Raw genomic sequence first — 3,409 nt, 5'->3', positions numbered from 1 at the left:
GCGCGGCCGGCGGCGCTGGGCAGGCGCTTCGGCGCGCGGCTCGTCGATCTGGTCCTCACCCTGGCGGTGGGCGCGGGTGCCGCGTTCCCGTTCGTGGGCAAGGCGGTCGACCACATCGAGGCCAAGGTGGATGCCGTCGAACAGGCGGGCGTCACCCAGCGGGTGTGGCTCATCGACGGCACCACGGGCGTCTATCTCGCGGTGGTCCTCGGCGTGCTGCTCGCCTTCGGCCTGCTGTACGAGGTGCTGCCGACGGCCCGCTGGGGGCGGACGCTCGGCAAGAAGCTGTTCGGGCTCTCGGTGGCCAACATCGAGGGACACGACAGGCCGGGCTTCGGCAAGTCCTGCCTGCGCTGGCTGGTCCACGGCGTGCTCGGGGTGCTCGTGGTCGGGCTGGTCAACGTCGCGTGGTGTCTGTTCGACCGGCCCTGGCGCCAGTGCTTGCACGACAAGGTGGCCGGGACGTTCGTCGCCAAGGGCGGCACGGGCGACAGCCGCATCAGGCTGTAGCGGCACGGCACGGCACGGCACGGCACGGCAGGGAAGGGACAGGCACGGCAAGAGTGCGGACTCTTACGGACGTGACCGGCACGGCCGGATACGGACTCTTACGAACGTGACCGGGCACGGCCGGATACGGAGCCTCACGAACGGGACCGGCACGGCACGGCAGGGCAGGGACCGGCGGGGACGGGACCGGCACCACGCCACGGCACGGGCCGGTTCCCGCCCGCCCACCCGTCAGGCACGGCACCGTGCCGGACGGGCCCGCGGTGCCGGGTCCCCCGAACGCCCCGCCCCGGATGCGGCGGGCCCCGCGGGGCTGTGCACTCGGGCCATGAGCACGGAACAGCCGGAGAACGACCCGTTCCGGAAGCCGCAGCAGCCCGGTGGGCCCCCGCCCCACTCCCAGGGGCCGTCCGGCCAGGAGCCGTCCGGGCCCCCGCCCCCGCCCGGTCACGGCTCGCCGTACGGCAACCCGCCTCCGCCTCCCGGTGGGGGCGGCTACGGCGGGAGCGGCTACGGCACGGAGGGCCAGGGCGGAGGCGGGAGTCCGTACGACAACCCGTACGGCGGCGCGGCGGGCGCGACCGACCCGCTGGCGGGAATGCCCCCGCTGGCCTCGCGCGGCAAGCGGCTGCTGGCGCGCATCATCGACGCGCTGCTCATCGGTATCCCGATCGGCATCATCACCGCGCTCGTGGAGGGCGGTTACTCCTACGACAACGGGTACGACGGGTACACCTACTGGCCCCAGTTGGCGTACACCGTCGTCTACCTCGTGTACGAGGGGCTGATGCTGACCTCGTCCGGACAGACGGTCGGCAAGAAGCTGATGCACATCCGGGTCGCCATGCTGCAGAACGGCGCCGTTCCGGCGGGTTCGGCGGGCTGGCTGCGGGCGGCCGTCTACCAGATCCCGCCGCTGGTGCCCTGCATCGGCTCGCTGTTCTGGCTGGTGAACGTGCTCTTCTGCACGTGGGACAAGCCCTACCAGCAGTGTCTGCACGACAAGACGGTCCGCACGGTGGTGGTCGCGGCGGACTGACCTTGGGGGGCGGGGAGTTGGGGGCGGGCCGTCAGCGGCGGGCTCCCATGCCCGCGGGTGTCGCGGACGCGGACGCGGAGGCCGCCGGGCGCTGTGCCGCGACCGGGTCGGGCAGCGCGGCGGAGGGTGCCGTCACCCGTCCGACGGCCCCGCGCTGCCTGAGCGTCGCGTGGACCGGGGGGACGGCCAGCGCCACCAGCAGGCCAAGTGCGAGCGCCGCGACCGCGATCACGGCGATCCAGGCGCCTGAACGGGCCTGGGAGAGCAGCAGCATGGCGAGGGTGGAGCAGACGACGGTGGCCGAGCCGTAGGCGAGTTGGGCGGCGTTCGGACGCGGCATGGCGGATCCGTCCTCGGGGGGAGTGGGCACGGTCTGGACGTGAACGGGTCGTTGCGCGCTACTGGTTGCCTCGGGACAAACGGGGCGCCATCGAACGACTCTACGGTCCGGGATGCCCTGGTGGAATGCGCCGCAAGCGTGACCTCACCCACGCCTTGGTTGCACGGGGGGCGCACGGACGCACTTCCTCATGGCCGTCCCAACTGGCGGACGCGGTGCGGCTTTTGCGGCCCGCGCGCGGGGCGCGGGGACGGCTGCGGCGCGGGGTGGCGCACGCGCCGCGCGTCGGCTGCGACCGCCCGTTTGCTGTCCGGTCGGCCGCCCATCGGCCGTTTCCCGCACCGGTGTTCGCAGCCGCTATCTGACGGGGGCTCGGGTGTTCCGCTTCCGTGCGGGAGTGGGGAGGTGCGGGGTGGCGTCAGTGGTCCGACCAATGGCAGCCCGAAGATCGTCGTGCGTTCAATCACCGGGGGTGAAACGTTCAAGAGGGGGCAAAAGGGGTACTTTGACTGGGTGACTACCCTGCGTGAAGAGTTTGTGAAGATCCACAACGTAGATCTCAGGAACTGGTGATCGACGACCATGCAACCCAGGAATGAATTTGTTTGCATCGTTGCAGGTCAAAACATGATCATCCGTTACCCCCTGGCGGTCGGCGCTCGATCGCGTTTAGATGCGTCGTGGGGTCACCTCCCGGCGACCCCCGAAGGACCAACCCGAAACGAGTCTCACGGGGGAGATGGTGATCATGACTGGAGGCGGATTCGTCAGGCTGCCGGACGGCAGCGTGATCGTCGCGCTGACACTTCCGGTGCCACGCGAGCCGCACAGCGCGGCGGCCGGTGCCGCCGCTCCCGCCGCCCGGAGCACGGGCGGCGGCCCCACCGCCGCCCGGCGCTCCGCGCTGCTGCCGGGCCCGCGCCGCTGGTCGGCGTGGGCCGACGAACCGCACACGGTGCGTGAGGCGACCCCACGCAGACCCGGGGAGGAGCAACGGGTCCGGGTGCTGGTGCACGCGGGCAACCGGGCCCGTGCCCTGACCCGCCTGCGCAATCTCGGCCTGCGGGCCGTCTACCTGCGGGGCAACGCGGAGCCGCCGACCGCGGACGAGGTCACGGCGGTGCTGCACCACCCGGAGGGCCTGGTCTGGCGGGCCGTCCCCGACGACGCCCACCACTCCTGGCGCCCCATCGCCGCCCTCCTCCGAGCCACCCCGGCCTGACCCCCGGGCCACCCGGTGTGACCCCCGTGCCACCCCGGCCTGACCGCCGGGCGGGCCACCCGGTGTGATCGCCGTACCACTCGGCCTGACCCCTGGGCCACCCGGTCTGACCGCCGGGCCACCCGGTTTGCGCCGGGGCACCCGGTCTGCTTCCGAGCCACTCCGGTCCGGCGCCCGGGCTACCTCGGCCTGGGCCTCCAGGCTACTCCGGCCCGGGCGTCCTGGCCTCCGGCCGCCCGCCTCGCCGGGGCGCCGTCTCCGCGTCGCCGTGACGGCGGCAAGCCCCACGCCGGGGCCC

The 3,409-nt window shown here is 73.0% G+C and carries 4 protein-coding genes; 3 read left to right on the top strand and 1 reads right to left on the bottom strand.

Translation table 11 applies throughout. The features are described 5' to 3' along the window. Positions 1 to 510, top strand: a 510-nt coding sequence (locus tag FM076_RS12110) for an RDD family protein (protein WP_173870207.1), incomplete at its 5' end; no start/stop codon positions are given. 328 nt (positions 511 to 838) lie between these two features. Continuing rightward, on the top strand, positions 839 to 1,549 hold the full coding sequence (locus FM076_RS12105) for an RDD family protein (RefSeq protein WP_173870205.1): 711 nt from the start codon (positions 839 to 841) through the stop codon (positions 1,547 to 1,549). Positions 1,550 to 1,580: 31 nt separating this feature from the next. Here FM076_RS12105 and FM076_RS12100 read toward each other — a convergent pair whose 3' ends face one another. Next, positions 1,581 to 1,889, bottom strand: a complete 309-nt coding sequence (locus FM076_RS12100) for a hypothetical protein (RefSeq protein WP_173870191.1) — start codon at positions 1,887 to 1,889, stop codon at positions 1,581 to 1,583. Between the two features lie 955 nt (positions 1,890 to 2,844). Between FM076_RS12100 and FM076_RS12095 the strand changes: the two genes are divergently transcribed. Continuing rightward, positions 2,845 to 3,111: a hypothetical protein gene (locus FM076_RS12095; protein ID WP_345945412.1), complete on the top strand. Its 267-nt coding sequence runs from the start codon at positions 2,845 to 2,847 to the stop codon at positions 3,109 to 3,111. The last annotated feature ends 298 nt before the right edge of the window (positions 3,112 to 3,409 follow it).

The sequence above is a fragment of the Streptomyces albus subsp. chlorinus genome, assembly GCF_013302895.1.
Classification (GTDB): domain Bacteria; phylum Actinomycetota; class Actinomycetes; order Streptomycetales; family Streptomycetaceae; genus Streptomyces; species Streptomyces chlorinus.
This window is presented reverse-complemented; position numbering and strand designations above follow the sequence as displayed.